24 protein-coding genes are annotated in these 25736 nt (G+C 72.2%); 2 read left to right on the forward strand and 22 right to left on the reverse strand.

The window, feature by feature from the left end; genetic code table 11:
• Window positions 1-5: 5 nt before the first annotated feature.
• From lepB (N798_RS04290) to N798_RS18025, 4 genes are all read right to left on the reverse strand, one after another.
• Window positions 6-896: a signal peptidase I gene (lepB, locus tag N798_RS04290; protein WP_052116900.1), complete on the reverse strand. Its 891-nt coding sequence runs from the start codon at window positions 894-896 to the stop codon at window positions 6-8.
• A complete protein-coding gene (gene lepB / locus N798_RS04295; protein WP_052116901.1) occupies window positions 896-1597 on the reverse strand; it encodes a signal peptidase I in 702 nt (233 codons plus the stop codon). Before lepB (N798_RS04295) ends, lepB (N798_RS04290) begins: the two co-directional genes overlap by 1 nt.
• Window positions 1598-1655: 58 nt before the next feature.
• Window positions 1656-2015, reverse strand: coding sequence for a 50S ribosomal protein L19 (rplS, locus tag N798_RS04300; RefSeq protein ID WP_035946517.1), 360 nt, complete (start codon window positions 2013-2015; stop codon window positions 1656-1658).
• A 215-nt stretch (window positions 2016-2230) separates the two neighbouring features.
• Complete coding sequence (locus N798_RS18025) at window positions 2231-2392, reverse strand: hypothetical protein (RefSeq protein ID WP_156971613.1); 162 nt, start codon at window positions 2390-2392, stop codon at window positions 2231-2233.
• 120 nt (window positions 2393-2512) lie between these two features.
• Here N798_RS18025 and N798_RS04305 point away from each other — a divergent pair, with 120 nt between their 5' ends.
• Entirely contained in the window at window positions 2513-3271 is a 759-nt protein-coding gene (locus N798_RS04305) for an ABC transporter permease (RefSeq protein WP_035946518.1), read from the forward strand.
• A gap of 58 nt (window positions 3272-3329) precedes the next feature.
• On the opposite strand, the gene N798_RS04310 is transcribed toward N798_RS04305, so the two are convergent.
• The 8 genes from N798_RS04310 to N798_RS04345 form a co-directional block, all read right to left on the reverse strand.
• Window positions 3330-3953, reverse strand: a complete 624-nt coding sequence (locus N798_RS04310; RefSeq protein ID WP_156971614.1) for a hypothetical protein — start codon at window positions 3951-3953, stop codon at window positions 3330-3332.
• A gap of 49 nt (window positions 3954-4002) precedes the next feature.
• Window positions 4003-4584: a hypothetical protein gene (locus tag N798_RS04315; RefSeq protein WP_035946520.1), complete on the reverse strand. Its 582-nt coding sequence runs from the start codon at window positions 4582-4584 to the stop codon at window positions 4003-4005.
• 99 nt (window positions 4585-4683) lie between these two features.
• Complete coding sequence (locus tag N798_RS04320; RefSeq protein WP_035946521.1) at window positions 4684-7038, reverse strand: coiled-coil domain-containing protein; 2355 nt, start codon at window positions 7036-7038, stop codon at window positions 4684-4686.
• Window positions 7039-7298: 260 nt separating this feature from the next.
• Window positions 7299-8531 carry a tRNA (guanosine(37)-N1)-methyltransferase TrmD gene (gene trmD / locus N798_RS04325; RefSeq protein WP_035946523.1) on the reverse strand — a complete coding sequence of 411 codons (1233 nt, stop codon included), beginning with the start codon at window positions 8529-8531 and terminating at the stop codon, window positions 7299-7301.
• A gap of 7 nt (window positions 8532-8538) precedes the next feature.
• Window positions 8539-9084, reverse strand: coding sequence for a ribosome maturation factor RimM (gene rimM, locus N798_RS04330; protein ID WP_035946524.1), 546 nt, complete (start codon window positions 9082-9084; stop codon window positions 8539-8541).
• A gap of 88 nt (window positions 9085-9172) precedes the next feature.
• The gene (locus tag N798_RS04335; RefSeq protein ID WP_035946526.1) at window positions 9173-9415 is read right to left on the reverse strand and encodes an RNA-binding protein; all 243 of its coding nucleotides are present in this window, start codon (window positions 9413-9415) and stop codon (window positions 9173-9175) included.
• Window positions 9416-9417: 2 nt separating this feature from the next.
• Complete coding sequence (gene rpsP, locus N798_RS04340; protein WP_035946527.1) at window positions 9418-9951, reverse strand: 30S ribosomal protein S16; 534 nt, start codon at window positions 9949-9951, stop codon at window positions 9418-9420.
• A 230-nt stretch (window positions 9952-10181) separates the two neighbouring features.
• On the reverse strand, window positions 10182-11651 hold the full coding sequence (locus tag N798_RS04345; protein WP_052116907.1) for an SDR family NAD(P)-dependent oxidoreductase: 1470 nt from the start codon (window positions 11649-11651) through the stop codon (window positions 10182-10184).
• A gap of 278 nt (window positions 11652-11929) precedes the next feature.
• Between N798_RS04345 and N798_RS04350 the strand changes: the two genes are divergently transcribed.
• The gene (locus N798_RS04350; protein WP_035946528.1) at window positions 11930-12850 is read left to right on the forward strand and encodes a sulfite exporter TauE/SafE family protein; all 921 of its coding nucleotides are present in this window, start codon (window positions 11930-11932) and stop codon (window positions 12848-12850) included.
• 24 nt (window positions 12851-12874) lie between these two features.
• On the opposite strand, the gene N798_RS04355 is transcribed toward N798_RS04350, so the two are convergent.
• The 10 genes from N798_RS04355 to N798_RS04400 form a co-directional block, all read right to left on the reverse strand.
• The gene (locus N798_RS04355) at window positions 12875-13963 is read right to left on the reverse strand and encodes an amidohydrolase family protein (RefSeq protein WP_035946529.1); all 1089 of its coding nucleotides are present in this window, start codon (window positions 13961-13963) and stop codon (window positions 12875-12877) included.
• Window positions 13964-14108: 145 nt separating this feature from the next.
• On the reverse strand, window positions 14109-14939 hold the full coding sequence (locus N798_RS04360; protein ID WP_035946530.1) for an alpha/beta fold hydrolase: 831 nt from the start codon (window positions 14937-14939) through the stop codon (window positions 14109-14111).
• On the reverse strand, window positions 14936-16549 hold the full coding sequence (ffh, locus tag N798_RS04365; protein ID WP_035946532.1) for a signal recognition particle protein: 1614 nt from the start codon (window positions 16547-16549) through the stop codon (window positions 14936-14938). Before ffh ends, N798_RS04360 begins: the two co-directional genes overlap by 4 nt.
• A gap of 133 nt (window positions 16550-16682) precedes the next feature.
• A complete protein-coding gene (locus tag N798_RS04370) occupies window positions 16683-17072 on the reverse strand; it encodes a hypothetical protein (protein WP_156971615.1) in 390 nt (129 codons plus the stop codon).
• A 92-nt stretch (window positions 17073-17164) separates the two neighbouring features.
• Window positions 17165-19558, reverse strand: a complete 2394-nt coding sequence (locus tag N798_RS04375) for a [protein-PII] uridylyltransferase (protein ID WP_035946535.1) — start codon at window positions 19556-19558, stop codon at window positions 17165-17167.
• A 120-nt stretch (window positions 19559-19678) separates the two neighbouring features.
• Window positions 19679-20017, reverse strand: coding sequence for a P-II family nitrogen regulator (locus tag N798_RS04380; RefSeq protein ID WP_035946537.1), 339 nt, complete (start codon window positions 20015-20017; stop codon window positions 19679-19681).
• Window positions 20014-21447 (reverse strand): ammonium transporter, encoded by a 1434-nt coding sequence (locus N798_RS04385; protein WP_035946538.1) that lies wholly within the window; start codon window positions 21445-21447, stop codon window positions 20014-20016. Before N798_RS04385 ends, N798_RS04380 begins: the two co-directional genes overlap by 4 nt.
• Window positions 21448-21733: 286 nt before the next feature.
• Window positions 21734-22399 carry a maleylpyruvate isomerase N-terminal domain-containing protein gene (locus tag N798_RS04390; RefSeq protein ID WP_035946540.1) on the reverse strand — a complete coding sequence of 222 codons (666 nt, stop codon included), beginning with the start codon at window positions 22397-22399 and terminating at the stop codon, window positions 21734-21736.
• Window positions 22400-22401: 2 nt separating this feature from the next.
• Entirely contained in the window at window positions 22402-23601 is a 1200-nt protein-coding gene (ftsY, locus tag N798_RS04395) for a signal recognition particle-docking protein FtsY (RefSeq protein ID WP_035946541.1), read from the reverse strand.
• Between the two features lie 22 nt (window positions 23602-23623).
• Entirely contained in the window at window positions 23624-25585 is a 1962-nt protein-coding gene (locus N798_RS04400) for a M13 family metallopeptidase (protein WP_035946543.1), read from the reverse strand.
• Between the last annotated feature and the right edge of the window lie 151 nt (window positions 25586-25736).

Here is a 25736-nt window from a genome sequence, read left to right on the forward strand (position 1 = left end):
CGTGGTCAGGGGCTCGTCGAGGTGCTCGGTGTCGCGGTCCCGGACGACCCGCCCCGCGACGTGCCCGACGAGGCACCGGGGGCCGGGACGTCGCTGAACGTCGACTCGGGACGACTCAACCACCCGGCGCGGTCCAGGGGCCAGACCTTGGCCACGGCGCGGCCGGTGATGTCGGCGATCGGCACCGAACCCTGCGCGCCCGTCCCGTCGGGGTCGTGGAAGCGCGAGTCCTCGGAGTCGCTTCGGTGGTCGCCCATGACCCAGATCTTGCCCGCTGGGACGGTGATGTCGAAGGTGATCGAGCTCGCGACGTCGCCCGGCTTGACGTAGGGCTCGGTGAGCGGGACGCCGTTGACCGTGAGGCGGCCCTGGGCATCGCAGCAGACGATGTGGTCGCCCGGAAGCCCGATGACCCGCTTGATGAGGTGGTTGTCGGAGGTGTCCGGCAGGAGGCCGACGAACGACAGCACCCTCTCCACACCGTCGCGCAGCGGTCCGTGGCTCACCTCGGGGACCGAGGACAGCCACTCGCCCGGGTCCTGGAAGACGACGACGTCGCCCCGCTGGACGTCGACGACGTCCGGCACGAGCTTGTTGACGACGACCCGGTCGTTGAGGATGAGGGTGTCCTCCATCGACCCGGAGGGGATGTAGAACGCCTGGATCAGCCACGTCTTGACGACGAAGGACAGCGCGAGCGCCATGGCGACGACGACGACGAACTCGCGCAGCGCGGCGCCGGCGGCACCGGCAGCGGCCCGTCCACGACCTCGCCCACCGGGACCCGGCGCGCCGGCGTGGGCACCGTCGTCGGTGCCCACGCCGTCGTCGAGCGTCCGCTGGGGCGCATCGGGGTCGTACTGACCCGGTTCGAACCGGGCCTCGTGGCTCGTCATCACTGGTTTCCGCGCTCTCGGGACTGGGTGGTGGAGGGGGAGGTCGGGGCGCCGAGCCGGTCGAGCGGCCAGATGCGTGTGAGAACGGTACCGATGACCGCGTCCTGCGCCACCGTCCCGTCGGTGGTCTCGGACCCGGCACCGACGTGAGTGCGCGAGTCCATGGCCGTCGCGGCGTTGTCGCCGAGGAGGAAGAGACGTCCCGGTGGCACGGTGAGCCGGAACGGCGCGGCGTTGGCGGAGAGCCGGGGACCGACGGCCGTGCCGTCGACGCTCACCCGTCCTGCGTCGCAGCACTCGACCTCGTCACCGGGGCCGGCGACGACCCGCGCGAGGACGGACTTCTCGCCAAGGTCGATGCCGACGGCGGCCGACGCCGAGGAGAGCACGCGACCGATGGCGCCGTCGTCGGTGTGTGTCGAGCGGTCCGGACCGGGCCACGCGGACGTGACGTCGGCGACGACGAGGTCACCCACGTCCGCTCCCCCGACCTTGCCGACAAGCACCCGGTCCCCCTCGACGACGGTCGGGTGCATCGCGTCGCTCGCCACGGCATACGGCTGGGCGAGGAAGGCGCGCACGAGCAGCACGGCGAGGACTCCCGCGCCGAGGAGCACCGGAACCCGCTGAGCACGACGCGACCCGGCCGCCGCCGTGGGGGCGGGGGCCGGGTCGGTGTCGTGGGTGGCCGGGGACGTCATCGAGGCGATGCTAGTCGCCCGACCTCGAAAGACGCAGGGCGCGTCGACCTGGTCGGCGTCAGGAAGCCGGGGTCGTCTCGCGCTTCTCCTTGATCTTGGCGGCCTTGCCGCGCAGGTCGCGCAGGTAGTAGAGCTTCGCGCGACGGACGTCACCGCGGGTGACGACCTCGATGTGGTCGATGACCGGCGTGTGGAGCGGGAAGGTGCGCTCGACACCGACGCCGAAGGAGACCTTGCGGACGGTGAAGGTCTCGCCGAGGCCGCCACCGTGGCGACGGATCACGATGCCCTTGAAGACCTGGACGCGCGAGCGCGTGCCCTCGATGACCTTGACGTGGACGTTGACGGTGTCACCGGCGCGGAACTCCGGGATGTCGTCGCGGAGGGAGGCCTTGTCGATCTCGTCGAAACGCTGCATGACTGCTTCGCTTTCTTGTGCGGTGCCACAGGTCACCCACGGTGATGTCGTGCTCTGTCTGGAGGTGGTGCGCGCGTCGTGGCCTCATGCGCGGCTGACCGGGAAGGCCGGGTGCCGCGCACTCCCCCTGTGGCGGGGGCGTTGTGTCGACGGACGCAAGGAGCAAGTTTGCCAGAGCACCCGGCATACCGAGAAATCGGGCCGCGCGACGGTGGCTAGGGGGTGACCGGCTCCGGAGGTGTGGACCGTGGCCGCCGCCGGGCGTTCGCGATGAGCACGATGTCGGGGTCGACCTTGTCCTCACCGCCACGCAGCCGGATGAGGAGCTTGGCGGACTCGATCTGGTCACGGGTGACCTTGACGATGCGTTCGCTCATCGACGACTCCTCTCGGGTGGCTCGTCTCCATCATCCTCTACAACCCGGACGTCGTCAGGCGCCAAGGTTGCCAAGGCGCGCCGACAGCGGCACGGCGACCGCCCGGCATACGGTGACGGCGTGAGCATCGATCCCGGCTGGCCCGTCGCGCTGGCGTGCGTCGCGCTCCTCTCCCTCACCCTGACGATGTATGCCGTGGGGCGGCTCCCGAACCCGGCCTCCACGCTGCTCGCGGCCGGGCGGGCCGTGGTCCAGCTGGGCGTCGCGGCGCTCGTCATCACGGCGGTGGCGCGCAACCTCGGGCTGTCGGTGCTGCTGCTGTGCCTCATGTTCGCAGTCGCGGTCGTCACGACGACCCGGAGGGTGGAGGCGACGGCCGCCTGGCCGTGGTCGACGGTCGCGATGCTCACCGGGCTGCTGCCGGTCGTCGCCATCGTCCTGCTCACCCGCACCGTGCCGCTCGAGGGCATCGCGCTCATCCCCGTCGTCGGCATCATCCTCGGCAACACGATGAACGGGCACACCCTGGTCGGGCGGCGCGCCTTCGCGGCGCTGCGGGAGGAGACCGGGCAGTACGACGCCGCCCTCTCCCTGGGCCTCACCCGCGCGCAGGCCATCGACGAGGTCGTCCACCGGCGCCTGCCCGAGGCGCTCATCCCCGGCCTCGACCAGGTGCGCACGGCCGGGGTCGTCACGCTCCCGGGCGCCTTCATCGGCGTGCTCCTCGGCGGCGGCTCACCGGCCCAGGCCGCGGCCGCGCAGGTGCTCGTGCTCCTCGGGATCATGGCCGCGCAGACGACGACGGCGGTCGTGGCCGGGCGGCTCATCGCGGGGGCACGGCTGCTGCCGGACGACCTGCGCGCCCGCCTCCGCCCCTGACGCGCCTCACCTGTCGGGAGGTCCGTGACGAGTCGGGGAGAGGTGATGGCCCGACTCGTCACACCACCCCCGACTGGCCACGCTCAGCGACGGGCGTCGCCCCGCAGACGGCGCGGAGCACCGCGTTGGCGTCGCGACGCGACCGGCCGAAGTCGGGTGTCGTCCGCTGCCACCAGCTCGCCGCAGGCCGCGACCACACCGTGACCCAGGCACCACCGCCCTCGGCAGCGATGAGGCGGACGGTGACGAGCCGTTGGCCACCCCAGCCACCGGACCGCGTGGAGTTGAGCGTCTGCCGGTCCACGAGCCACCGGCTGGAGAAGCCCGAGTCGGTGAGGGCGTGCGTCACGACGGACCACAGCTCGGGGCCGGTGGCCATGGACCTAACGGTCGTCAGGCTCGACGGACCCGGTGCGGCAGGCTCACCTGCGCGATGGTCGCGAAGGCGGCCCAATGCGGTCATGGCCCCACGGAAGGCGACGACAACGAGGACGATGAGTCCTGCCGACCTGGGCGACCACAGACCCATCCACGTCTGGGACGCGAACAGGAACGTCATCGCCACCAGCCAGCCGTGGTCGACCCAGAGACCTTGGCGAGCACTGCGCTGCCAGTCACGCTGCGCGGCGTCGAGGTCGGCGAGGCCCACGGGAGGACGCACCGGAGCCGCGGGGGTCGCCATGCCTGCACTGTAGGGCGGGCAGGACCCGCGAGTCCGCGGATCGCCGGACTCAGCTGACGGGCGTGGCTCCGGGGATGGCCCGCAGGACGGCGTTGGCGTAGCGGCGGTTGCGTCCGTAGTCGAGCCACTGCAGCGGGTATGCCGGCCGCGACCACGCCGTGACGAGTCCCCGGCCGTCGTGCGCCTGCAGCCTCACCGTGACGCTCTCGCCCCAGCTCGCCATCGAGAGCGAGCGCGACGAGACGACCGTCTGCGGGTCCGTCGGGCGTGGTGGGCCGAACCCCTCGGCGGCCAAGGCGGCATACACCGACTCCCAGACCTGAGCGGGTGGTGCGGTCGTGGTGACCTGCCCGAAGGCGGAGGGGCCCCGGCCCGCGGGGCCGTCGTGCTTCTGCTCCTTGGCCGACGAGATCGCCATGGGCACACCGAGGAGCAGGAGGAACCCGAGCAGCACGAGCAGTCCGGCGACGAGTCCGGACAGTCCACCGACTCCGGCCCACACGACGAGACCCGTGAGGACACCGACCCCGGCGAGGACAGCGACGGCGGCGATCCGGCCGACCCGGAACTGGCGCGTCTGGGACTCGTGGGCCCGGCGCAGGTCGGGTGGGTTGAGCGGCTGGGTGGTCACACGCCGAACGCTAGCGGTCGGTCGCTCCCCAGCACGGGAGGTCCCGAGCCCTCGTGGGTCCGGGACCTCCCGTGCTCTGGTGCCCGAAGGGCGGGCAGGTCACACGACGCAGCCGCCGAGGGCGATCGTCGCGTCGAGGGCGGCAACCTGCTTCTGGACCTCGGCGAGCTGGCCCTGGAGACCGACGACGACGGCCTTCTGGGCGGCGACCGCGTCCTTGTTGGCCTTCTTCTGCGACTCGAGCGAGCGCAGGAGCGTCTGGGCGTCGGTGATCTTCGTGTCGAGGGTGGTCAGCTGCCCCTGGAGTGCCTTGAGCTGGGCCTCGGTGGCACTGACCTCCTCGTTGAGCCGGTTGAGCTGGTCGAGCAGTGGCGCGACCCGTGCCTGGAGGGCGAGCACCTCGGCCTCCTTGGCCGTGATCTGGGCGTTGAGCGTGGCGAGCCGGGCGACGAGCGCGTCGACCTCGCCGTTCAGCCCCGAGACCTCGTCCTGCTTCACCGCCACGGCCGCCTCCGCCGCACGGACCGCGGCCTCGAGCCCTGGGACCTCGCCCTCGAGGGAGGAGATCTCGCCCCGCTTCGCGTCGACGGCGGCCCGAGCCGTGATGAGGGCCTCCTCGGCACCGGCGAGCTCGGCGCGGCGTCCGGCGAGCACGTCGCGCTGCGCCTCGACGTCGCTCTGGGCCTGCTCCACACCCTCGCTGAGACCGGGCAGGGCGGCCTCGAGGTCGGCCACGACCTGCTCCTGCGCGCTCACGGCGGCTGCGGCGGAGGACGCGGCGGCTTCGAGTGCCGGAAGCTGGGCCCGGAGCGCGGCGAGCTCGCCGTTCTTGGCGGTGACGGCGGCATCGGCGTCGCCGACGGCGGTGGTCAGCGCGGGCAGCTGGGCCTTGAGTGTCGCGATCTCGGACTGCTTCTGGGTGACAGCGGCCTGCTGGTTCGCGAGCTGTTCCTGCAGGCGTGACCCCTCGGTCTGGAGGGCGCTGCTCTCGGCCTGCTTGGCCTGGAGCTGACCGTTGAGGGTGTTGACCTGTGTCTGGAGCGTCGCGAGGTCACCCTGCAGGCCGCTGATGACCGTGTTCTTGTCAGCGATCTGGGTGTCGAGCGTGGCGAGCTGGGCCTGCTTGACGTCGCGCAGGGCCACCAGATCGCGCTTTTCCTTGGAGTTGGATGTCGGCGGGAACTCGGTGTCGATCCGGGCCTGCAGGGCGGCGATCTCGGAGGCGAGGGTCGCCTTCGACTGGACGAGGGCGGTGAGCTCACTCTGTGCGGTCGCCAGCGCCGACTGCTTCGCGGTCACCTGGGACGTGACCGTGGCGATCGACCCTTGGAGCGAGGTGATCTGGCCCGCCAGCGTTGCGAGCGACTTCTCGTTCGCCGTGATCGCCGCACGGGTCTGCTCGACCTGCCCTTGGAGCGTGACGAGCGCGGCCTGGGCGGTGGCGACCTCGGCCTGCTTCGCCGCAAGGGCCTTCGCGGCGGTCCCGGCTGCGTCCTCGAGCGAGGCGAGCTGGCTCTGCGCCGTAGAGATTTCGCCCTGCTTCGCCGTCACAGCGGCCTCGGCCGCAGCCGCGTCGTCCCGGAGCCCGTCGAGTTTCGATCGCGCGTCGGCGACGCGGGCCTTCTGGGCGTCGAGCTCGACCTGCGCGGCCTCGCCCACGGCCTCGAGCCGGGCGAGCTCGGCCTCGGCATCGGCCACGGCCTGCGCAGCGCGGTCCACCTCGTCGGCGGCCGCACCGGCGGCTGTCTCGAGGTCGGCGAGCTGCGCCCTCGCCGCGGCGATCTCGGCGTGCTTGGCGGCCAGCGCCTCGGCGGCTCTGGTCGCCTCGGCCTCGAGGGAGGCGAGCTGCGCCTTCGCGGCGTCGAGCGCGTCCTGGGTGTCGCTCAGCTCCGCTGCCGCTTGCGACCTCGCGGTCTCGAGCTCGGCCTGGGCGGCCTCTGCCGAAGTGCGCTGCGCCTGGAGCTCGTCGACCTGCTGCTGGGTCGCGTCACGGTCCTCCATGACGTCGGCGAGCGACTTCGTCGCGGCCGCGACGGCGTCGGCCGCCGCTGCTCGCTGCGACTCGAGGGCGACGAGCGAGGCCTGGGCGGTCTCGAGCTCGGACGTGAGGCGCGCACCCTCGGCGTCGAGGGCCGCGATCTGGCCATCGATCGCCGTAATGTCCGCGAGGAGCGCACCCGCCTGGGCCCTGAGCGCGTCGCGCTGCGCGGTGAGGGCGGCGATCGCGTCGGCGTTCCTGCGGGCTGCGGCGCGAAGCAGGTTCTCCTGCACGCTCCCCCGGTGCGCGAGCTGGTTGACGACGCCGTTGCAGATGCCCTTCCCGGCGGTCGGGGTGGTCGTGGCCGCCCGGGCGGGACCGGCGACGAGGAGCATGCCTGCGAAGGTCGCGGGGGCGACGAGCAGGAGGGCGGCGCGTCGGGCGGAGGCGCGCGAGGCAGGGACAGGGACGTGCATGGGGTGATGGCCTCTCTTCAGGACTCCGAGGGCCCGGGTGCGGCCCTCGTTCCGGAGGCTAGTTATCGCGTGCATGGCCCGGACCTCTTTGGTGAAAGAGGAGGTCAACCGCGCTTTGTGGGGTATACGGGGCACGCCGTGCGGGGGGCCGGGACGGCCCCCGGACGGCCCGGTCCGGATCAGCCCGTTCGGACCCCGTCCCCGCGTGCCGGCATCCCACTGAGCGCCCTCGTGCACCCCTGCCCTCATCGGGCCCCCGCTCAGGCCGGGCTGCGACGCTTCGTGAGGTCGACGGTGCCGGGGAACTCACCCTCGCCCGGCCGCACGCGGTAGCCCGCCTTCTTGTACATCCGCAGGTTCTCGGTGCTCTTTGCGCCGGTGTTGAGCCAGAAGGTGCCGACGTCCTCGGGAGCCAGCGACTCGGCATACGCGAGCAGCTCACGTCCGAGGCCGCGCCCCTGGAGGTAGGGCGCGACCATGAGCCGCCCGATCTGCCACGTCGCCTCCTGCGTGGGGTGCGGCCGCACCCGGAACGACGCGAGCAGCTGGCCGTCGCGCCGCCACACCCGCGTGTCCCATTCCTGTATGCCGGCCCGTACGGTCTCGAGGTCCTCCTCGCCCGCGCCGAACATGCCGTAGCGGGCGAACTCCGGCGCCCAGCAGGCCCGGGTGAGGACCTGGAGGTCCGGGGCGTCGGCAGGGGTCGCCACCCGCTCCTCGAGGTCGACGAGTGCGGTCGAGGCCGCGGCCGGGGGCAGCAGGTCGGGGCGCCGCTCGGCGGTGCGCTGGACGCGCTGCTCGTGGCGCCACTCGGCGATGGCCCGGTGGTTGCCGCCCAGGAGGACGTCGGGCACGTGGCGGCCGCCCCACTCGGCGGGCTTGGTGTAGACGGGGTACTCGAGCAGCCCGTCCTCGTGCGACTCCTCGACGAGCGACTCGGCGTTGCCGATGACGCCGGGCAGGAGCCGCGCGACCGCCTCCACCATGGCGAGGACGGCGACTTCTCCCCCGTTGAGGACGTAGTCGCCGAGCGAGAGGACCCGCACCGGCATCCGCTCGCCGGCCCACTCGTAGACGCGCTCGTCGATCCCCTCGTAGCGTCCGCAGGCGAAGGCGAGCCAGGGCTCGTCGGCGAGCTCGCGCGCCACCTGCTGAGTGAAGCGCTCGCCGCCCGGTCCCGGGATGATGAGCGTCGGCACGCGCGCCGGCTCCCCCGCGCCTGTCGTGGCAGCCCCGCCCGCCTCGCCCGCGCTCCCCTGCGCGACGACGTGCTCGAGCGCCTCGGCCCACGGACCCGGCTTCATCACCATGCCGGCGCCGCCGCCGTAGGGCGAGTCGTCGACCGTTCGGTGACGGTCGTGGGTGAAGTCGCGCAGGTCGTGGACGTGCAGGTCGAGCAGGCCGTCGCGCCGGGCCTTGCCGATGAGCGAGAGGTCGAGCGGCGCGAGGTACTCGGGGAAGATCGTGACGACGTCGAGTCGCTGCTGTGCCATGGCGCCCTCAGGCCTCGTCGAGGTCGAAGAGGCCCGCGGGGGCGTCGACGACGACGTGGCCACCCTCGACGTCGACCGAGGTGACGATGGCCTCGACGAAGGGCACGAGCGCCTCGCGGCCGCAGGTCAGACGGACCTCGAGCAGGTCCTGCGCGGCGCCGACGACGAGCCCGGTCACCTCGCCGAGCGCGGCGCCGGACGGGTCGACGACGGCGAGGCCGACGAGGTCGTGCTCGTACCAGCCCTCGTCGTCGTCCGTGTCCTCGTCGAGCTCCTCGGGGTCGAGCAGGAGACGGGTCCCGCGCAGCGACTCGGCGCCGGTGCGGTCGGGGATCTCCTCGAACCCGAGCAGCCAGGTCTCGCGGTGCTTGCGTGCGCTGGCGAGGGTGAGGGCTCGGGGCACCCCGGTGCCGGCCGCCGCCTCGGTCGCGAAGACCGTCCCGGGGACGTAGCGCCCCTCCGGGTCGTCGGTGTGGGTCTGCACGGTGACCTCGCCGCGCAGGCCGTGGGGCTTGCCGACGCGGGCGACGAGCAGGGAGTCGGTGCTGGCCATGGGTCGAATCCTCTCAGGACGGCGGGCACGCGAACGCGCCGCGCCCCCTCGTGGGGACGCGGCGCGTTCGAGTGACGTGCGTGGTGGCTCAGCGCACCCGGTCGGTGTCGACGATGTCGATCCGGACGGGGCGGCCACTCGCGAGGGCGGTCATCACGGTGCGCAGGGCGCTCGCCGTGCGGCCGGAGCGGCCGATGACGCGACCAAGGTCGTCCGGGTGGACCCGGACCTCGATGATCTCGCCGCGACGGAGCTCCTTGCGCTTCACGGCGACGTCGTCCTTGTGGTCGACGATCCCCGTGACGAGGTGCTCCAGCGCCTCCTCGAGCATCGTCAGGCCCCTGCCTTGTCCTCGGTGGCCTCGGTGTCGGGACCCTCGGCGGGCTCCTCAGCACTCTCGGCGGCAGCAGCGCCCGAGTCGGTGTCGGCCGCCGGGGCGACCTCGTCCGCCGTGGGCTCCTCGACCTTCTCCTCGACCGCGGGGGCCTCGGCGTCGGCCTTCTTGGCGGCCTTCTTCTTGGCCGTGGTCGCGCCGGAGGTGTCAGCACCCTCGGACTTGCCCGCGGCGGCGAGGGCGGCCTCGTAGAGGTCCTTCTTGTTGGCCTTGGGCTCGGCGACCTTGAGGGTGCCCTCGTCCATGATCTTCAGGAGGGCGGCGACGGCCTCGGTCGGCTGCGCACCCTGGCCACGCCAGTAGTTGGCGCGGTCCATGTCGATCTCGATGAGCGACGGCTCCTGGTTGGGGTCGTACTTGCCGATCTCCTCGATCGCGCGGCCATCGCGCTTGGTGCGCGAGTCCATGACGACGACGCGGTAGATGGCGGTGCGGATCTTGCCCATCCGCTTGAGACGAATCTTGACGGCCACGTGTGTGGTCTCCGTTCCAGTTGTTGTGGGCACGGCGAGACCGCGGTCAGGAATCACGCGGGGTACCGATGCCCGGGGTAGGCATCCGGCCGGTCTGCCGGCCGAAAGGTGTACAGCCGACCATTCTGCCAGACCCGGGAGGGTGGTCCGGACCACGAGCGGACGGGGACCGGCCGGCGAGCGGCGGGCGGACGGCATACGACGGGGTTGTCCGTATGCCGTCCGCTCGCCTACCAGGGGCTCGGCTCGTAGTCCTTGACGAAGCAGCCGTAGACGTCCTCGCCGGCCTCGCCCCGCACGATCGGGTCGTAGACGCGGGCGGCGCCGTCGACGAGGTCGAGCGGGGCGTGCCAGCCCTCGGCCGCGATGCGGAGCTTCTCGTGGTGCGGCCGCTCGTCGGTGATCCAGCCGGTGTCGACGGCGGTCATGAGGATGCGGTCGGTCTTGAACATCTCGCCCGAGCTCGTGCGGGTGAGCATGTTGAGCGCGGCCTTGGCCATGTTGGTGTGCGGGTGGCCGGGGCCCTTGTAGCGGCGCGAGAACTGGCCCTCCATCGCCGACACGTTGACGACGTAGGCGCGCCGCGCCCCCGCGGCCACTGCAGCGCGCAGCGACGGACGCAGGCGGGAGATGAGGATGAACGGCGCGGTCGAGTTGCAGAGCTGGACCTCGAGCAGCTCGAGCGGGTCGACCTCGTCGACGACCTGGGTCCAGCTGTTGTTGCGCTGGGTGTCGGGCAGCAGGCCGCCCGCGTCGACCGCGGTCCCGGCCAGGTGCGCGTCGAGGCTGGCGTGCCCGGCGGTGAGCGCCATCTCCGTCATCGAGGCTGCGGTGCGCTGGGCGAGGGCGCGGGCCGCGTCCTCCTCGGACTCCCCCTCGTGGTGCGCGACCTTGGTGTCGCGCAGGGTGCCGAGGAGGTTGGCCGGGTGCGCCTCGCTGATCCGGTCGAACGTGACGAGCTCGGGGTAGCGGACGTGCTGCTCGAGCGGCACCTGCTCTCCGTCGACGAGGTGCGAGTAGGCGCCGGGGCTGCGACGCACGGTCTGCGCGGCGTTGTTGATGAGGATGTCGAGCGGGCCCGCCGCGGCGACCTCGTCGGCGAGGGCGACGACCTGCGTGGGGTCGCGCAGGTCGATGCCGACGACCTTGAGCCGGTCGATCCAGTCGGCCGAGTCCTCCTGCGCGGCGAAGCGGCGGGCGGCGTCGTGCGGGAACCGCGTCGTGATCGTGAGGTGGGCGCCGTCGCGCAGCAGCATGAGCGCGATGTACATGCCGATCTTGGCGCGGCCACCGGTGAGCAGGGCGCGCTTGCCGGTGAGGTCGGCCCGCTGCTCGCGCTTGAGGTGGCTCTTGGCCGCGCAGGTCGGGCAGAGCCAGTGGTAGAAGGCGTCGACGGTCGTGTAGTCGGCCTTGCAGATGTAGCAGCCGCGCGGCTTGAGCAGCTCGCCGGCGGTCGTGCCGACCGGCGGGACCTCGAGGAGGATGCCCTTGGTCTCGTCGTCGATCCGCATGGGCGACCCGGTGGCGGTGCGCGCGAGGATCGCCTCGTCGTGGTCGATCTGCGGCTGCTTCGCCTCGCGGCGGCGGGCCTTGCGGACCTGCTTGTACATCCGGCCGGTCGCGCGCTTGACGGTCTGGACGTCGGGGTGCCCCGCCTCGAGCTCGGGCAGCTGGGAGAGCACGCGCAAGACGGTCGCCATGTCCTCGGGGTCGACACCGGGGCCGAAGTTCTCGGGGTCGTTGTCCGTCGGGTGCTCCTCGACGGGTCCGCTGCGCTCCACGGCGAGCATTCTGTCCCACCTCGCCCGGGAGGTCCGAATCGACGGGAGCTACGGGCCGCCCGGCCGTCTCACGCCGGCGTTCCTTCGCATCCACGATGCGAGACATAACAAAACGTTTGTTGCCCCATAACGTGAGGTTGCACAAGAGTGACGACACACGGCATACGCCGTCAAGTTCATCTCGTCCAGGAGACCTCATGCGCAAGCTCACCCTGCTCGCCATCGTCGGGCTGCTCGCCCAGCTCGTCGACGGCAGCCTCGGCATGGCCTACGGGGTGACGACGACGAGCCTCCTGCTCCTCATCGGCACCAACCCCGCGGCCGCGTCGGCCACCGTCCACCTCGCCGAGATCGGCACGACGCTCGCGTCCGGCGCGTCGCACTGGCGCTTCGGCAACGTCGACTGGGGTGTCGTCGTGCGGATCGGCGTGCCGGGAGCCGTCGGAGCCTTCCTCGGTGCGACCGCGCTCTCCTCACTCGACACCGCGACCGCCAAGCCGGTGATGTCGCTCATCCTCGTGACGCTCGGCGTCTACATCCTCGTGCGGTTCACCGTCCGCGGGCTGCGCACCGACCGCCTCGGGCAGCCGTTGCGGGCGCGCTTCCTCGGCCCTCTCGGGCTCTTCGCGGGCTTCGTCGACGCCACAGGTGGGGGCGGCTGGGGTCCCGTGGGCACGCCGGCCCTCCTCGCCTCCGGCCGCATCGAGCCCCGCAAGACGATCGGCTCGATCGACACGAGCGAGTTCCTCGTCTCGGTGGCGGCGAGCATCGGCTTCCTCCTCGCCCTGGGCTCGCAGGGCATCGACTTCGCGTGGGTCGTCGCGCTCCTGCTGGGCGGACTCGTCGCCGCCCCGATCGCGGCCTGGATCGTGCGCCACCTGCCCCCGCGGGTCCTCGGCTCCGCCGTCGGCGGCCTCATCATCCTCACCAACGTCCGCACCCTGCTCGGGTCGTCGTGGGTCAACGCAGGTGACACGACCAAGGGCATCGTCTACGTCGCCATCGCGGCCGCGTGGGCCGGGGCGATCGCGTGGTCGGTCTCGGAGCACCGCAGCGACGCCGCGCTCTCACCGGTGGCCGAGCGCGACGAGGAGTCGCTCACGCCCGACCCGGTGTGAGCCTCTGGGCCGCGACCGCCCGCGTCACCAGGTCACACCGTGCAGGACCACCGCGCTGGGTTCGCCCAGCGCGGTGATGTCCTGCCGGGGGTCGCGGTCGAGCAGGAGCAGGTCGGCGTCGGCGCCCTCCTCGAGACCCGGTCGGCCGAGCCACTCGCGCGCTCCCCACGTCGCTGCCGTGAGCACCTCGATGTTGCTGAAGCCGATGCGGGTCAGCTCGACCGCCTCCTCCGCTGCGAGACCGTGGGCGATCGAGCCTCCCGCGTCGGTCCCGAGATAGATCGGTATGCCGGCCTCCCGCGCCGCGCCGAACGTCTCGTAGCGCCGGGCGTGCAGGTCGAGCATGCGCCGGTGGTACTCGGGGAACTTCTCGCGGGCGGGCTCGGCGATGGCCGGGAAGGTGGCGATGTTGACGAGCGTCGGGACGATGGCGATGCCCTGGGACGCGAAGGAGTCGATCGTGTCGGCCTCGAGCCCGGTGGCGTGCTCGATGCAGTCGGTGCCCGCGGCAGCGAAGTCGCGCAGCGAGTCCGGGCCGAAGCAGTGCGCGGTCGTGCGGGCCCCCTCCTCATGGGCCGCGGCGACGGCCTCCTTGAGGACGTCGGCCGGCCAGCACGGCATGAGGTCGCCGGTCTCGCGGTCGATCCAGTCACCGACGAGCTTGACCCAGCCGTCGCCGGCGCGCGCCTCGATGCGGACCCGCTCGACGAGCTGCTCGGGCTCGACCTCCCACGCGTAGTTGCGGATGTAGCGCTTGGTCCGGGCGATGTGGCGGCCGGCTCGGATGACCTTGGGCAGGTCGTCGCGCTCGTCGATCCAGCGGGTGTCGGCCGGTGAGCCTGCGTCACGGATGAGGAGGGTGCCGTTGTCGCGGTCGGTCGTCGCCTGTTGCTCGGCGGTCGCTTCGTCGACGGCGCCGTGGCGGTCGAGGCCGACGTGGCAGTGCGCGTCGACGAGCCCGGGCACGAACCAGCCGCGCAGCGTCTCGACGTCGTGGCCGGCGCCGGTGGGGCGCTCATAGGTCATCCGGCCCCCGACGACCCACGCCTCAGGGCGCACGTCCTCGGGTCCGAGCAGGATTTCCCCGACCAGGTGCAGCACCGATGCCGTCATGCCACCCGACCCTAGCGACCCGCTCCAACACCCCAGCTTTTGCTCCCCATGAGGGAAGGTTGAGGGTCCGGAGGGAACATGTCCCTCCGGATGCTCAAGGTTCCCTCCCCAGGAGCAAAAGCTGGGGCGGAGCCAGTGAGCGGGGTCAGGCGGGGGCGGCGAGGACGCGACGCAGCGCCTCGATGACGACCGCCGGCGCGTCAGAGTGGACCCAGTGCGACGCACCCTTGACGGTGAGCTGGCGCGTGCGCGGAAAGAACGCGCGCATCCGCTCGCCGTCCTCGTCCTTGATGTAGCGGGACTCCGAGCCGGCGATCCACAGGACGGGGCCGGCATACGGCTCGACCATGCCCGGCTCGAAGGGGAAGTCGGCAATGACCGAGTGGTGACCACGGGCCGCGTCGGCGACGAAGAGCTCGAGGTTGGCCTGCCAGCGCCACGACGTGCCCTCGCGCCGGAGGTTCTGCAGGAGGAACGCCTTGACCCCCGGGTCGGGCTCCTCGAACCGCGCCTCGGCATCGGCCCGGTCGCGCAGCTCCCCGAGCGGCAGCCGCCGCATCTCGTCCATGTAGCCGGTGAACCGGTCGAGGTTGACGTAGTCCTTGGGCGCGATGTCGACGACGACGAGTCTGTCCACGAGGGTGGGGTCGGTGAGCGCCAGCGTCATCGCGACCTTGCCACCGAGCGAGTGCCCGACCACGACCCACGGCCCCTCGTCGACCGCCCGCAGCGTGGCCGCGACGGACGCGGCATACGACTCGAAGGAGAAGGTCTCGGTCCACGGCGAGCGACCGTGGTCCGGCAGGTCCACGAGTGTGCAACGAGCTCCCTCGCCCGACGGGCCCGCGAGCGCCTTGGCGATCGTCGACCAGTTGCGCCCCTGCCCGAAGAGCCCGTGGAGGAACGCGACGCGCGGCCCGGCGGTCCCGACCGACAGCGTGTGCAGCGGCCCCACGACGCCGGCCGCCGAGGTCACTTGCCCAGGAACTTCTCGAAGCCCTTGGGGAGCTGCGCCGGGTCCATCGCGGCCGGGTCGAACCCGCCCGGGGCACCGGCCCCGCCGCCGAACGACGAGCCCGCCGGCTTCGACGAGGCCCGCTGGGCCGCCGCCTGGGCCTCCGCCGCCCGCTTGGCGGGGTTGCCCGACTTCGACTTCTTGCCGCGCACCTGCTGTTGCTGCTGGCGGGCCTTCTTGCCGCCGCCCATGCCGGGCATGCCCGGCATGCCGGGGAGGCCGCCGCCGCGGGCGAGCTGCTTCATCATCTTCTGCGCCTCGCCGAAGCGCTCGAGCAGCTGGTTGACCTCGGAGACCGTGACGCCCGAGCCGCCGGCGATGCGGGCGCGACGCGAGCCGTTGATCTGCTTGGGGTGGTTGCGCTCGAAGGGCGTCATCGAGCGGACCATCGCCTCGACCCGGTCGAACTCGCGCTCGTCGAGGTTGTCGAGCTGGGCCGACATCTGGCCCATGCCCGGCATCATCTTGAGCATCGACTTGAGCGAGCCCATCTTCTTGATGGCCGACATCTGCTGGAGGAAGTCGTCGAAGGTGAAGTCCTCGGCTGCGAGGAACTTGCGCTCCATCTCGGCGGCCTGCGCGCGGTCGAACGCCTTCTCTGCCTGCTCGATGAGGGTGAGGACGTCACCCATGTCGAGGATGCGCGAGGCCATGCGGTCGGGGTGGAAGACCTCGAAGTCCTTCACCCCCTCGCCGGTGCTCGCGAACATGATCGGGCGGCCGGTGACCCCGGCGACGGAGAGCGCGGCACCACCGCGGGCGTCGCCGTCGAGCTTGGAGAGCACGACACCGGTGAAGTCGACGCCCTCGAGGAAGGCCTCGGCGGTCTCGACGGCTGCCTGGCCGATCATGGCGTCGATGACGAAGAGGACCTCGTCGGGGTTGATCGCCGCGCGGATGTCGCCGGCCTGCTGCATGAGGTCCGCGTCGACCGCGAGGCGGCCGGCGGTGTCGACGATGACGACGTCGTGCTGCTTGGAGACCGCCTCGCGTATGCCGTCCCGAGACACCGCGACCGGGTCACCGAAGCTGCGGGTGCCCTCCCCCGTGGGTCCGACGGCGTCGTGGCCGCCGACGTTGCCCTGCTCGGGGGCGTAGACCGGGACGCCGGCGCGCTCGCCGACGACCTGCAGCTGGGTGACGGCGTTGGGGCGCTGGAGGTCGACCGCGACGAGCATGGGCGTGTGGCCCTGCTCCTTGAGCCAGTATGCGAGCTTGCCGGCGAGGGTCGTCTTGCCCGCGCCCTGGAGGCCGGCGAGCATGATGACCGTCGGGCCGCTCTTGGCGAAGCGGATCGTGCGGGTCTGCCCGCCGAGGATGTCGACGAGCTCCTCGTTGACGATCTTGACGACCTGCTGGGCGGGGTTGAGCGCCTCGGAGACCTCGGCGCCGAGCGCGCGGTCACGCACCGACGAGGTGAACTCCTTGACGACCGGCAGCGCGACGTCGGCGTCGAGCAGGGCCATCCGGATGTCACGGACGGTCTTGTTGACGTCGGACTCGGACAGACGCCCCTTGCTGCGGAGGTTCTTGAAGGTCGACGTCAGGCGGTCGGAGAGGCTCGTGAACACCGCACAAGGTTAACCGCCGCCCGACGCACCCCGTGCCGCCGGCACTCGGACGACGGGTCCACCGCCCCGGACGTGAGGGCACGCCTCGAACTGGTCCGGCCGGACCGCAGGAGCGGCCCGGCCGGATGCAGACTCAGAGACGGCCGACCCGGTCCTGCACGAGCGAGCCGTCGGCCAGGCCCTTGGGGGGCTTGGGCGGCGTCGCGACGTCCTTGTCGGCGAGCACCCGGCCCATCCGGTCGAGCCGGCCGATCCGCCCGAGCTTGGGGTCCTTCGGCGGGTCCTTCTTCTCCGGCTCCTTGGGCGGGTCCTCACCCTTGGGCGGGTCCTTGGGCGGTTCGCCGGTCTTCGGCGGGTCCTTGGGCGGCTCACCGTCGCCCTTGCCGAGACGGCCGGCGAGACCCGTGACCGGACCGGCCTTGCTCACGGCGGCCTTGATGCCGTCCGCCCGCTGTGCCACCGGCGGGACGACGCCCACCACGACAGGTGCCGTCGAGGGCACCCCCTGCTCCTGATGTCCCATGACATCCCCTCTCTGTGTGTGGAGCAGCCAGTGCACCGCGCTCCGGTCGCGGTCCGGTCGCGGTCGAGTCACGGCGGGCAGTTCGGCGGTCCTCAGGTGCTCCCGTCGCACGTGTCGATGACGACGGCCACGACCTGTGCCACCTTGGCCGGGTTGAGGGGACGTCCCGAGAAGTCGGTGACATAGAAGGTGTCGAGGGTCTGGCCGGCATACGTCGCGATGTGCGCGGAGCGCACGGAGACACCGGTCTTGGCCAGGGCCATGCCGAGCTCGTGCAGGAGGCCGGGGCGGTCCTCGGCGCGGACCTCGAGCACCGTGGCGTCGTCGCTCGCGCCGGGCACGACGAGCGCCCGTGGCTGGCCCGGCGTGCCGATGGTCGACTCGCGGGCGGGCCGTGCGGCGAACTGGCGACGGCGGTCGAGCAGGCCGAGCGGTCCCCGGTCACCGGTCGCGAGCCGGGCGAGGCCTCGGTGCAGGCGGTCGTGCTCGGGCTCGTTGCCGCTCGGTGACTCGACGTGCCACTCGTTGACGGCGACCCCGTCGACGGTGCGCAGGATCGCGGTCCGGACGACGAGACCCTCGGCGGCGAGCAGGCCGGCGGTGTCGGCGAAGAGGCCCAGCCGGTCGCGGTCGGCGATGTCGATCCGGTAGGAGCCACCGTGCGAGACGACCTCGACGTGCGGCTCCCCCGTCGCGAGCGCCCGCACGAGGTGCTCCGGCACGACGCCCTGGCCGATGTCCGCAGGCGGCGCCACAGTGGCCGGGCCGGCAGCGGCACCCGAGTGGTCGAGGCGGTCCCGCACCTCGGTGGCCAGCTGCGCGAGCAGGGCCGCGCGCCAGTCGGTCCACGCCTTCGGGCCGGCGGCCACGGCGTCCGCCTCGGTGAGGGCGAGGAGGAGGTCGAAGCGCGCCCGGTCGCCACCGACGGCGGCGACGGCCGCGTCGATGGTGCGGGGGTCCGAGTGGTCCCGGCGGGTGGCGAGCTCGATGAGCGTGAGGTGCTCGCGGACGAGTGCCGTGACCACCTCGACATCGGCCTCGGGGTGCCCGAGCCGGCGCATGACGGCCTCGGCGATCGGCGCACCCGCGGCGGAGTGGTCGTGGGCCCCCGGCACCTTGCCGATGTCGTGCAGCAGCGCCGCGAGCAGGAGCAGGTCGGCGCGCCCCACCCCGCGGACGAGACCGGTGGCGTGGACGACCGTCTCGATGAGGTGCCGGTCGACGGTGTGGCGGTGGACGGCGTTGCGCTGCGGGCGCGACCGCACCGCTGCCCACTCAGGCAGCCAGCGCTCGATGATGCCCTGCTGGTCCAGCCCCTCCCAGACGGTGACGAGGCCGGGGCCGGCGGCGAGGAGGTCGCTGAAGAGGCCACGGGCCAGGGGGGTCCACGGCGTCGGCAGGTCCGCGCAGCGCGTGGCGAGGTTCTCGAGGGTCGTCGGCGAGATCGGCAGGTTGGCTCGGGCGGCGACGACCGCGGCACGCAGCGGCAGGTGGGGGTCGGACTCCGGCGTGCGACCGGCGCCGAGCACGACCTCCCCGTCGCTCTCGAAGAGGCCGTAGCCGAGCGGCGCCATCTGCGGTCGGCGGGGACCGACGCGGAGCACCCGGGCCCGTTGCGACTGCCCGGCTCGACGCACGGTGCCGTCGAGGGCGTAGGCGATGGCCCGCCCGGCGTCGGAGACGTCGGCGAGCAGGTCGTCGGGGTCGCCGTAGCCCAGGAGGGCCGCGACGGCGTCGTGGTCCTCGCGACCGAGCCGGTCGCGCCCGCGACCGGTGACGACGTGGACCGCGTCGCGCACGTCGAGCAACAGCCCGTATGCCGTGTCGACCTCACCGCGCGGACGGTCAGCAAGCCAAGCCTCGGCGAGGGCGCTGAGGATCGTCATGTCGCGCAGGCCGCCGTGGGCTTCCTTGAGCTCGGGCTCGATCGACTGGGCGAGGTCGCCGTGGCGGTGGTGGCGCACCGCGATCGCCTCAGTGAGCTGCGGCAGCCGCTTGCGGGCGTGGGCGCGCCAGTCGTGACTCACCGTGGCCCGGGCCGCTGCCACGACCTCGGGGTCACCGGCGACGGGCACGATGTCGAGCAGGCCGACGGCGGCGGTGAGGTCGTCGGCGGCGACGGTGCGGCACTGGTTGACGGTGCGGACGCTGTGGTCCAGCCGGACCCCGGCGTCCCAGATGGGGTACCAGATCCGGTCGGCGAGGCGCGTGACCTCGTCGGCCGACAGGGTGCGGCCGTAGTGGAGGAGGACGAGGTCGTAGTCCGAGAGCGGGCCTGCGTCGCCACGCCCGACGCTGCCGACGGCTGCGAGCGCGACCCCCTCGACCCGCTGGCCCCGCACTGCCTCGTCCCAGAGCTCGCCCAGCCACTGCTCGTTGAACTCGGCCAGGCGGCGACGGCGCTCGGTGCCCGAGCCGACCTGCTCGAAGGCCCGCGTCCCCGCGAGGTCGAGCCGGCGGGCGGCCACGTCGGCGATGTCGGTCATGCGAGGTTCCTCCCCAGGTGGTGCCCTCATGGCGACTTCTTGCGAATTGGGGACGGTCCGCGGGCCGGAACCGACCGGCATACGTCCCCAATTCGCAAGAAGTCGAGTGGTGGTGGATCGTCAGATGGCGTCCGAGCCGCGCTCTCCGGTGCGGACCCGGACGACCTCCTCGACCGGCTGGATCCAGATCTTGCCGTCGCCGATCCGGCCCGTCTGGGCCGACTTGAGGACGACGTCGGCGACGCTGGTGGCGTCCATGTCGTCGACGAGCACCTCGAGGCGGATCTTCGGGACGAAGTCGACGGTGTACTCGGCACCGCGGTAGACCTCGCTGTGACCACGCTGGCGGCCGTAGCCGGACGCCTCGCTGATCGTCATGCCCGAGATGCCGTAGGCCTCCAGGGCCTCCTTCACCGCGTCGAGCTGGTGGGGCTTGATGATGGCGGTGATGAGCTTCATGCCTTGACTCCTTCGGAGGTGAGCTCGTCGGCGTGACGGGCGTCGGTCTGCGGACCGGTCGAGGTGACACCGAGACGTCCGCCGCGGGCCACGAGGTCGTAGCCGGACTCGGCGTGCTCGGACTGGTCGATGCCGGCGACCTCGTCGTCGTCGCTGACCCGCCATCCGACGGTCGCCTTGAGGGCGAGGCCGATGACCGCCGTGACGATCGCCGAGAAGATCAGCGACGCGAGGGCGATGACGACCTGGACGACGAGCTGGCGGACACCGTCACCGTAGAACAGGCCACCCTCGGTGGCGAGCAGACCGGCACCGACGGTGCCCCAGAGGCCAGCCACGAGGTGGACGCCGACGACGTCGAGCGAGTCGTCGTAGCCGAAGCGGAACTTGAGGCCGACCGCGAGAGCCGCCAGCGCACCGGCGACGGCGCCGAGGACGATCGAGCCGACCGGGGAGAGCGCACCACAGGCCGGGGTGATGGCGACGAGACCGGCGACGACACCCGAGGCGGCGCCGACCGAGGTGGCGTGGCCGTCACGCACCTTCTCCACGACGAGCCAGCCGAGGATCGCCGCACAGGTCGCGACGGTCGTGTTGACCCAGACGAGGCTCGAGAGGCCGTCGGCGGCGAGCTCGGAGCCGGCGTTGAAGCCGAACCAGCCGAACCACAGCAGACCAGCGCCGAGCATGACGAGCGGGACGTTGTGCGGGCGCATCGCCGTCTTGCCGAAGCCGAGGCGCTTGCCGACGATGAGGGCGAGGACGAGACCGGCGATACCGGCGTTGATGTGGACGACCGTGCCACCGGCGAAGTCGATCGGCAGCACATTGGCGACGCCGTCAGTCGCTCCGAAGAGCATCGCGGACAGGCCGTCCTCGGAGCCGCTGAGCAGGCCGCCGCCCCACACCATGTGGGCGACCGGGAAGTAGGCCAGGGTGACCCACAGACCCGAGAAGAGCAGCCAGGTCGAGAACTTGGCTCGGTCGGCGATGGCACCGCTGATGAGCGCGACGGTGATGATCGCGAAGGTCAGCTGGAACCCGACGAAGAGCACCTCGGGGATCCACACGTCCGCGCCGAACACGTCGACGATCGCCGTGCCGTTGGCGTCGACCGTGGCGCCGGCCGCGTCACCGACGACCCCCTTGAGTCCGAAGTTCTCGAACGGGTTGCCGATGATGCCGCCGATGTTGCTGCCACCGAAGGACATTGAGTAGCCCCACAGCACGTAGACGACGCCGACGACGCCCATGGCGCCGAACGACATCATCATCATGTTGAGGACGGACTTGGCGCGCGTCATGCCGCCGTAGAAGAGGGCGAGGCCGGGCGTCATCAGCAGGACCAGGGAGGCGCAGATGAGGACGAAGGCCGTCGCCGATGCGTCGATTGCGGGCTCGGCCGCGACGGGGAGGAGAGTTGGGCTCATGACCGAAGAGTCTGGGAGCGCGCCGTTTCACCTCGCCGCGCGTCGTGTTACGGCCACGTTGCACGTTCCCCCCACGCGTAAGAAGTGTGTTTCACGCGCGTATGCCGTCCGCCCCTGACCCCGCGTATGCCGTCCGCGCGCGGGCCCCAAGTACGCGAAGGGTGGGCGCGCCGGACACGCGCAAGGCGGCTGGCCGGCATACCAGTGTCGGGGTTCCGGGGTCGCGGGACACCGCGAGGGCCCGGATCTCCGACACCCGGCGCGGTCGGCCGCGTCCGGGCCGACGCTAGAAGGCGGAGACGTCGCCGGTCGAGCGCTGCGGGCGGCTGAGCGCACGGACGAGAGCGACCTGACCGTGGCGCGCCAGCGAGACGTGGACGAGCAGGTCGAGGACGGCGTCGGCGACGAGCGGGTCGTGCTCGGGGGTGGGCAGGCCCACGCTCGCGGCGAGGTCGTCGCCGTGCACGACCATCTCCATCATCCGCGTCGTCGCGAAGTCCGGCGTCGGCAGCGACCAGCCCTGCCACGGGATGTGGACGACGTCCGGGTCACGCTCCAGGGCCAGGGCGCCGGGGAGGTCGTCGAGCGCCTGCCGCGCACCCGCGAGCACGGCCTCGTGACCAGCGGTCGCGGCGGCGTTGTCCTTCTCGTCTTGGTCCGGGTCGGTCTCGCCGTCGCGCGAGGCCGCCACCCACGGAGCCTGCGCATAGTGGTCGAGCAGCCCGATGACCGGTGCGTCGGTCGGAGCCGCCACGCGCAGCCCCCGGACCAGGTGTCCCGTCTGGGCGAGCAGGTGGTGAGCCAGCCCGCCGACCGTCATGCCGGCGCAGGCACTGTCGCGCTCCCACGCGTCCCGGACCTCCTCGTGGGCGGCGAGGTCAATGCTCGTGCGGGTGCAGGCGACGAGCGCGTCGGTGAGCCGGGCGCGGTCGTCGAGGGCGGACAGCGCCATCGTCAGTCGAGGATCGCGTCGACGAAGCCCTCGGGGTCGAACGGCGCGAGGTCGTCGGGACCCTCGCCGAGGCCGATGAGCTTGACGGGCACGCCCAGCTTGCGCTGGACGGCGACGACGATGCCGCCCTTGGCGGTGCCGTCGAGCTTGGTGAGGACGATGCCGGTGATGCCGACGACCTCGCTGAAGACCTCGGCCTGGCGCAGGCCGTTCTGGCCGGTCGTCGCGTCGAGGACGAGGAGGACCTCGTCGATGGGGCTCTGCTTCTCGATGACCCGCTTGACCTTGCCGAGCTCGTCCATGAGCCCGACCTTGTTGTGCAGGCGTCCGGCGGTGTCGACGATGACGACGTCGGCCTCCATCTCGGCGGCGCCCTTGACGGCGTCGAAGGCGACGGCCGCGGGGTCGGCGCCCTCGCGGTCGGAGCGGACCGTCGGCACGCCGACGCGCTCGCCCCACGTCTGGAGCTGGTCCGCGGCCGCGGCCCGGAAGGTGTCGGCGGCGCCGAGGACGACGTCCTTGTCCTCGGCGACGAGCACGCGGGCGAGCTTGCCGACCGTCGTCGTCTTGCCGGTGCCGTTGACCCCGACGACGAGGACGACGGCGGGGCGGCCGTCGACGCGCGACGAGGCGACGGTGCGGTCCATCGACGGGTCGACGAGCGCGACGAGCTCCTCGCGCAGCCAGCCGCGGACGGCAGCCTCGTCGGCGTTGCCGGCCACCTTGACCCTGGTGCGCAGCGAGTCGACGAGCTCGGTCGTGGCCTCGACGCCGAGGTCGGCGGTGAGCAGGGTGTCCTCGACGTCCTCCCACGCCTGCTCGTCGAGGTCGCCGCGCGAGAGCAGGGCGAGCAGGCCCTGCCCGAGGGCGGAGTTCGACCGGGCGAGCCGGGCGCGCAGCCGCTGGAGCCTGGTCTGCGGTGCCTCCGGGCGCTCGACCTCAGGGACCGTGACCGGCGGCAGGGTCTCCTCGACCGTGTCGTCGGTCGGCGCCGGCAGCGTGTCGACCGGGCTCCTGGTGTCACGTTCGACCCGCTCGTCCGTGCCGGCGCGGGGCGGTGCGGGCGCGGTCGGCTGCTCGCGCGGCAGCTCCTTGGTCGCCCCGCCCCTCCCGCGAAGGAAGGTGGCGGCGAGCCCGCCGAGGACGACCAGCAGGCCGATCGCGACGGCGAGGAATTCCCAGAAGGTGTCGATGGCACTCACGTCGCCATCCTCGCACCCGGGCTCAGAAGATGCGGACCCGCTCGTCCTCCGGGACCCACAGGCCGTCACCCGGCTGGACGTCGAACGCCTCGTGGAACTCGACGAGGTTGCGCACCGCGTTGGCGCGCAGGTCCATGGGCGCGTGCGGGTCGATCGCGAGCAGCCTCACGGCCTCGGCCTCGCGCGCCATGCCGCACCACACCTGGGCCCACCCGAAGAAGAACCGCTGGTCGCCGGTGAGGTCGTCGAGGACCGGCGCCTCGCTCCCCTCGGTCGAGATCCGGTATGCCGCGTGCCCGATCGTGAGCCCGCCGAGGTCGCCGATGTTCTCACCGACCGTGAGCGCGCCGTTGACCTTGTGGCCGGGGGCGTCCCGGGACTCGAGCTCGTCGAACTGCGCGATGAGCCGCTGGGCGCGGCCGTCGAAGTTCGCGCGGTCGCTGTCGGTCCACCAGTTGCGCAGGTTGCCGTCGCCGTCGTACTGCGACCCCTGGTCGTCGAAGCCGTGGCCGATCTCGTGACCGATGACCGCGCCGATGCCGCCGTAGTTGACCGCGTCGTCCGCCTCGACGTCGAAGAAGGGTGGCTGGAGGATGGCCGCCGGGAAGACGATCTCGTTGAGCCCGGGGTTGTAGTAGGCGTTGACCGTCTGCGGCGTCATGAACCACTCGTCGCGGTCGACCGGTCCGCCGAGCTTGGCGAGGTTGCGGTCGACCTCGAAGGCCGAGGCGCGCGCGACGTTGCCGACGAGGTCAGTGGCGTCGACCTCGAGCGTGGAGTAGTCGCGCCATTTCTCGGGGTAGCCGATCTTGGGTGTGAACGACTCGAGCTTGGCCAGCGCCTCGCGGCGGGTCTCCAGACCCATCCATTCGAGGCCGAGGAAGTCGCGGCGGAAGGCCTCGACGAGGTTGTCGACGAGCTCGACCATCCGCTCCTTCGCGTGCGGCGGGAAGTGCTGCTCGACATAGAGCTGGCCGACGGCCTCACCGAGGGCGTCCTCGACGAGACCGACGCCACGCTTCCAGCGGTCACGGATCTGCGGGACGCCCGAGAGGGTGCGCCCGTAGAAGTCGAAGTTCTCCGCGACGACGGCGTCGGCGAGGTAGGCAGCGAGCGCGTGGACCACCCGCCAGCGCAGCCAGTCCTGCCAGACGGCGACGTCGACCTCGGCGAGCGCGGCCGCGATCGACCGGAGGTGGTCGGGCTGGCGGGCGATGACCTGGTCGAACGCCCCCTCGGGCGCTTGCGCGCCCACGAGGTATGCCGTCCAGTCGACTCCCGGCGTGAGCTCCTCGAGCTCCTGCCGGTCGACGAGCGTGTAGGTCTTGACGGCGTCGCGGTTGGCGACCTGGTCCCAGTGGGAGGCCGCGATCCGGGTCTCGAGGTCGACGATCCGCTCGGCGGCCGCGGCGCCCTCGTCACCGGCATACACGCCGGTGAGGGTGAGCATGCGCGCGACGTGACCGGGGTAGGCCGCGCGGATGGTGGCGTGCTGCGGGTCGCGGTAGTAGGCCTCGTCGGGCAGGCCGATGCCGGCCTGCTCGAGGTAGACGACGTAGCGGGTCGAGTCGCGGTCGTCGGTGTTGACGATGGGGTGGAAGAGCCCGTCGACCCCCGCACGCAGGAAGCGGCCGAGCGCGGACATGACGTCGCTCGGGGTCGACACCTCGTCGATGACGGAGAACAGCGGAGCGAGCGGCGTCGCGCCGAGCTCCTCGATCCGCGCCTCGTCCATGAAGGAGGTGTAGAGGTCGCCGACCTTGCGGGCGACGGTGCCGGCCTCGGGCTCGCCCTCGGCCACGCCGGTGATGATGTCGCGGACCTGCTCCTCGGCGTTCTCACGCAGGCGGTCGAAGCTGCCGTAGCGACCCCGGTCGGCCGGCATCTCGGTGCGGGCGACCCAGCCACCGTTGACGTGACCGAAGAGGTCGTCCTGGGGCCGGACCGCGGCGTCGCCGGCGGACCGGTCGATCCCCGACCGCATCAGGAGCGCGCGCCGGCGTCGGCCGGGGTCGTCGCAGCGGCCGGGCCGGTCGCGTCGGCGTGCTCGTCGCAGGCGGCCCCGTCGGCCGTCGACGCGCTGGCGCCCTCGGCGGGGGCCTCCTCGTCGTCGTCGCGCTCGAGGCGCTGGCGGG

The sequence above is a fragment of the Knoellia flava TL1 genome, from assembly GCF_000768675.1.
Taxonomy (GTDB): Bacteria; Actinomycetota; Actinomycetes; order Actinomycetales; family Dermatophilaceae; genus Knoellia; species Knoellia flava.

Coding starts and splice junctions, on each gene's coding strand:
- lepB (WP_052116900.1), bottom strand. CDS start 896: ATGACGAGCCACGAGGCCCGGTTCGAACCGGGTCAGTACGACCCCGAT.
- lepB (WP_052116901.1), bottom strand. CDS start 1,597: ATGACGTCCCCGGCCACCCACGACACCGACCCGGCCCCCGCCCCCACG.
- rplS (WP_035946517.1), bottom strand. CDS start 2,015: ATGCAGCGTTTCGACGAGATCGACAAGGCCTCCCTCCGCGACGACATC.
- N798_RS18025 (WP_156971613.1), bottom strand. CDS start 2,392: ATGAGCGAACGCATCGTCAAGGTCACCCGTGACCAGATCGAGTCCGCC.
- N798_RS04310 (WP_156971614.1), bottom strand. CDS start 3,953: ATGGCGACCCCCGCGGCTCCGGTGCGTCCTCCCGTGGGCCTCGCCGAC.
- N798_RS04320 (WP_035946521.1), bottom strand. CDS start 7,038: ATGCACGTCCCTGTCCCTGCCTCGCGCGCCTCCGCCCGACGCGCCGCC.
- trmD (WP_035946523.1), bottom strand. CDS start 8,531: ATGGCACAGCAGCGACTCGACGTCGTCACGATCTTCCCCGAGTACCTC.
- rimM (WP_035946524.1), bottom strand. CDS start 9,084: ATGGCCAGCACCGACTCCCTGCTCGTCGCCCGCGTCGGCAAGCCCCAC.
- N798_RS04335 (WP_035946526.1), bottom strand. CDS start 9,415: ATGCTCGAGGAGGCGCTGGAGCACCTCGTCACGGGGATCGTCGACCAC.
- N798_RS04345 (WP_052116907.1), bottom strand. CDS start 11,651: ATGGCGACCGTCTTGCGCGTGCTCTCCCAGCTGCCCGAGCTCGAGGCG.
- N798_RS04350 (WP_035946528.1), top strand. CDS start 11,930: ATGCGCAAGCTCACCCTGCTCGCCATCGTCGGGCTGCTCGCCCAGCTC.
- N798_RS04355 (WP_035946529.1), bottom strand. CDS start 13,963: ATGACGGCATCGGTGCTGCACCTGGTCGGGGAAATCCTGCTCGGACCC.
- N798_RS04370 (WP_156971615.1), bottom strand. CDS start 17,072: ATGGGACATCAGGAGCAGGGGGTGCCCTCGACGGCACCTGTCGTGGTG.
- N798_RS04375 (WP_035946535.1), bottom strand. CDS start 19,558: ATGACCGACATCGCCGACGTGGCCGCCCGCCGGCTCGACCTCGCGGGG.
- N798_RS04380 (WP_035946537.1), bottom strand. CDS start 20,017: ATGAAGCTCATCACCGCCATCATCAAGCCCCACCAGCTCGACGCGGTG.
- N798_RS04385 (WP_035946538.1), bottom strand. CDS start 21,447: ATGAGCCCAACTCTCCTCCCCGTCGCGGCCGAGCCCGCAATCGACGCA.
- N798_RS04390 (WP_035946540.1), bottom strand. CDS start 22,399: ATGGCGCTGTCCGCCCTCGACGACCGCGCCCGGCTCACCGACGCGCTC.
- N798_RS04400 (WP_035946543.1), bottom strand. CDS start 25,585: ATGCGGTCGGGGATCGACCGGTCCGCCGGCGACGCCGCGGTCCGGCCC.